General features: G+C 34.7%; 7 protein-coding genes. All 7 read right to left on the reverse strand.

Annotation, left to right across the window (positions count from 1 at the left end; all coding sequences use genetic code 11):
* Positions 1-286, reverse strand: a 286-nt coding sequence (locus KSU66_RS21280) for a hypothetical protein (protein WP_269053457.1), incomplete at its 3' end; no start/stop codon positions are given.
* Positions 287-305: 19 nt separating this feature from the next.
* Positions 306-758, reverse strand: coding sequence for a metal-dependent hydrolase (locus tag KSU66_RS21285; RefSeq protein WP_269053458.1), 453 nt, complete (start codon positions 756-758; stop codon positions 306-308).
* Positions 759-1,068: 310 nt separating this feature from the next.
* Entirely contained in the window at positions 1,069-1,521 is a 453-nt protein-coding gene (locus KSU66_RS21290; protein ID WP_269053459.1) for a hypothetical protein, read from the reverse strand.
* A gap of 123 nt (positions 1,522-1,644) precedes the next feature.
* Positions 1,645-1,905 (reverse strand): hypothetical protein, encoded by a 261-nt coding sequence (locus KSU66_RS21295; RefSeq protein ID WP_269053460.1) that lies wholly within the window; start codon positions 1,903-1,905, stop codon positions 1,645-1,647.
* Positions 1,902-2,168 (reverse strand): hypothetical protein, encoded by a 267-nt coding sequence (locus tag KSU66_RS21300; RefSeq protein WP_269053461.1) that lies wholly within the window; start codon positions 2,166-2,168, stop codon positions 1,902-1,904. The genes KSU66_RS21295 and KSU66_RS21300 overlap by 4 nt, the downstream gene beginning before the upstream one ends.
* Positions 2,169-2,368: 200 nt before the next feature.
* The gene (locus KSU66_RS21305; protein WP_269053462.1) at positions 2,369-2,977 is read right to left on the reverse strand and encodes a hypothetical protein; all 609 of its coding nucleotides are present in this window, start codon (positions 2,975-2,977) and stop codon (positions 2,369-2,371) included.
* A gap of 131 nt (positions 2,978-3,108) precedes the next feature.
* Positions 3,109-3,897: a TraX family protein gene (locus KSU66_RS21310; RefSeq protein ID WP_269053463.1), complete on the reverse strand. Its 789-nt coding sequence runs from the start codon at positions 3,895-3,897 to the stop codon at positions 3,109-3,111.
* Positions 3,898-4,134: the final 237 nt, after the last annotated feature.

Here is a 4,134-nt window from a genome sequence, read left to right on the forward strand (position 1 = left end):
GTTGAATAGCCGTATTAAGTAGAATGTGTGTGTACATATGATTAAAGCGTTCACGTTCAAAGATACGAGATAAAGAACGTGATTCATTTGCTAGTTCTCCCACAAAATAATCTTCACCTTTGATTGATACATGTATATTCGCTAAGTCATTTGGCTTATCTCCGAGGATATTTGTAATTCCCCTGTCGTATCCTTTCCCAACCAACGAAGGAAATATTATTCTCTTTCCTGATGATGAAATCGCTTTGACGTAGCCATAACCTAAATCCACTGCAACGTTTTCCAATTTTTGACCTCCTATAAATTCAAATTACTTTTTTAAGTACAACCCAACCTATCGCTATAACAAGTAACAGTCTTGTGATTCTGTCTATCCACATAAAACTGAATGATGGAATTACAATCCCGACAGATTTAGCTGACGGATAGAAGAGTTTCACTTTTCCGGTTAACATGTCTCCTGCAATATGGGCAAGTATCCCTGCACTTACTGACAAAGCCACCCATAATTCTGTAAACGGGTATATAAAAATCCCTGCTAATAACGTAAAAAGCAGGGAGTGTGTAAAAGTCCGATGACCAAATATAGAATTAAGTGGTATAGCTATAACGAAGAACAACTTTCCAAACTTAGACTTCGGTTCATCGAGATCCGGTAGCACACCTCCAATTCCTCCTACCACCGCTCCCCGCCAATCACCTCCTGTAATTGTATATCCGGCTACCATTCCTGTTAAAGCGTGTGTGGACCACTCCATGAATCAACCTCGATTCTAAATTATCGTTTACTTCCTTCATTTTTTCATATCTCAATTAATATCCCCTTCCTTTCAATTAATGATTTTGTTCCTCTTAAAAACAACCAAAATATTTCGATTGCTTTTGACAGGTACAAAAGTGGTTACGATTCACATATGCCATTCAGTTGCGTTGGACAAAATACTACTGAAGGGAAATTGAAGAGTGAAACATGGAATTTTCGCAACAAAAAAACACTGAAATTAATCAGCGTTTTTTGGTTATTATTTTATCGTGCTTCTTCAACAATCGCCCCCGTTTGTGGATTGGTTAGTGAAATCTAAACCAAGCAAACCATTGCCCCTGTTTGTTTTTAGTAACAAAAATTTGTCTATGCGATGCATCATATGCCGGTAAATATTGTGGGAATAGTACTTCTACAAACCAAGAATTATCAGCTATTTCTTCTCCACAATAATTTTTAGCCATTGCATAATAATCCTCTAGATGGGGTATCGCTTGATGCGGTGACTTTGAAAGACGTGCTATGCTTTCTACTTTCCAACCTTTGTAATTATCGTCTTTATAAACCTCGGGAATAATCGTGTTCAATGCATTTATAAGATCTTTATCTGAATCTGCACGTCCTAATTTTTGTGAATCTGGACATTTACCATTGTTAATTAAAAAGGGGACTTTTTCATCTGTTTCAGCAAATGATATTTGAGAATATATAAAAACCCCAAAAATACACATGTAAATTATTACTCGTAAATAATTCATGTCATCACCCCTTGTATGGTTATTATCCACAAAACAAAGGTTTTTATGATGTCCATTGATTAACAATTTGGCCCGTTAATGGCATAAAATTTGTGCCACAATCGCACCCGAATGTTGAACACCCTAACAAACATACTGTCTCAAAGCCCATACAAAAATACCTTTTTCATTATCAAAATCACTGGGATCACTAAAATGTCTTGCTTCCCCACAGTTCTGGCAAATCGCTATATCGTGTGCATATAAACAACCGATTCCAGGTTTTTCAACATTAATATACAGTTCATAAGGAATAAACACCTCATGTGAACAACCTCTGCAAATCATCGGCTGACCGAAGACGGTAATCCGACTTTTGACTTCCTGTAAATTACTTATGGTCATTTGTCTATCACTTCCACGTAGGCAAGACTTGGCACATTTTTTTGCAGCGTTGTATCAAAGACTTCCTTTTCTAGAAACATGCGATTATCCCCACAGGATGTGCAGGTTAAGGATTGTAATGTCAGTTGTTCCGTCACCGTATCTCCTAAAGGGTTTAAATCCATATACACTTCACGATGTCGAAATTGATTGTGTTGACAAAACAAGCAAGCGAGCTGCTCACCAAGTACTTTTACTACGTAATTTCCCCTTCTTCTAACCATTTGAACACCTCTTATTTTTAATGATTTATTTTAAATAACAATTACTATCGTTAAACTTTTTTATCTTCTGATTCAAGATAATTACAGCACTATTCACTTTCTTTATTGTCAGATGTCTTATTTAATTCTTTGCCCCGATTGTAATACGATCCTTATTCATTTAACGCCCCCGAATGTGGCATAAGGGTTACTCGTTTCAATTACTTAATATGAAACTTCAGTCTTCTTACATCGAAGGTTTTTTCATCCTCAGTTCCAAATCCGTAACCATCGAAAATAATTGATTTTACTGGAACGAGCGGAATTGATGCTATTTTCCACTTATTATCTTCTAATACAAGCGCCACAAGGAAATAGTTAATCCCATTTATGTTATACTCATTTTCGTTGTAAACCTTATAATCAACCGCAACATAAAATACTTTTTTATCACGATATTGTTCAATATTATGACTTGGCACATAATTCCTAGCATAATCATACGGTAACTCTTTCCAATCTACTAATCGAGCTTTTCTAATATTGAGTAAACCTAACTTCTTTTCCTGGTTTTCTTTATCATCCAAAAAACCTTTTATTACCTTTGATTCATCCTTAACAAACCACTTATCTACGTTTGTCCATCGACCTTCATTTATATCATTAAAATAGCCCTCCATTACTTCAATTGCGGATTTATATCCAACTTCAGTGAAGCTTTCCCTAATAGAAGGAGAAGTATCTTTTGGATTTGCAATTACTGTTCCATAATTCAACCCACAAATTAATATACCTAATAAAACCAAAAGAAGAAGACGACTTTTGTTCAATTTCATCACCCCAAATTATAATTGGGTTTAGTATATCCAGTTAAATTACAACAATCCTTATTCAAGTAAATGGCCCGTTAATGGCATAAAAATTGTGCAACAATCGCACCCGATTACGGTACAAAGCAATTTCACCTTAGATAGACACCAATAAAATATAATATAATGATGTGTGTTGGGTAAAAAATGTAGAAAAAGTGCTTTAATCCTATTCCCTTTTTTCCATTATAAAACAGAATAAGTGGCAGTGCAGCTATCATAATCCATTGATACTTTGCGAATTGAACTATGTATGGAAAAAGAAAATCTTGTCTCTGCCCCCACTTAACATAAACAACATAACAAAATAGGGAAAACAAGCAATAGATAATTGCAGTATTGCCTTTTTTATTTCTGCTTAAATAAAGAAACAAGCCAAGAAGCACGAACAATGGACCACCTTCTATAAACAGGATACTACCAAATATGGATCCGAAAAATTGATAGTTGATTGTAGTATCACTGGTCAAGTTTATATTAAGAAATTCCACAAACAGGACGCTAAGGAAGAAAGCAAGTATTTGCCAAATGATAAGGTAGATCACATACTTGCCTTGGCTTTTTTCTAATAAAAGAATAATCATCGCAATTAAAAAAAGTGGTGCAAAGAAATTATTCGTTATATACATTTGAGTGTCGTTAAAACTAATATTGATAATGAGATTTAATATTGCCATGCCTAAACTAAAAAGATACAAACGAATAATATACTTTCTCCTATTTGAAGTATGCTGATAGCCGATAACGACTGCATAAATAAAGATAGGGGCTGCTACTCGGCCTATCCAATGAAACCATTCAGGTGCGGTAGTTATAAATTGACCAACATGATCAATGAACATTGCTATTAAAGCAATAATTTTAAGTTTGGTAGTCGTCATTTGTTTACCCCTAGTCTTCTTCTATTACTCATTTAAGCAAATTGGCCCGATTGCGATACAGAGCGATCACTTATTAAGCAATCGCACCCGTTAGTTCAATAATATGCCATGATTAATTTAGATTTTTTAAATTCGGGAATTTATTATTATAAATTTTGTTCCATATATTTAATGCACTGGGATAACAATTATTAATCGAAGGTGCTCCACTCCTCGAAAACATTTTTTCAAAGACCT

It is taken from the genome of Sporosarcina sp. G11-34, from assembly GCF_026931025.1.

Bases quoted from the DNA above. Each gene is read 5' to 3' on its own strand.
- KSU66_RS21285 (WP_269053458.1), bottom strand. From the start codon at position 758: ATGGAGTGGTCCACACACGCTTTAACAGGAATGGTAGCCGGATATACA.
- KSU66_RS21290 (WP_269053459.1), bottom strand. From the start codon at position 1,521: ATGAATTATTTACGAGTAATAATTTACATGTGTATTTTTGGGGTTTTT.
- KSU66_RS21295 (WP_269053460.1), bottom strand. From the start codon at position 1,905: ATGACCATAAGTAATTTACAGGAAGTCAAAAGTCGGATTACCGTCTTC.
- KSU66_RS21300 (WP_269053461.1), bottom strand. From the start codon at position 2,168: ATGGTTAGAAGAAGGGGAAATTACGTAGTAAAAGTACTTGGTGAGCAG.
- KSU66_RS21310 (WP_269053463.1), bottom strand. From the start codon at position 3,897: ATGACGACTACCAAACTTAAAATTATTGCTTTAATAGCAATGTTCATT.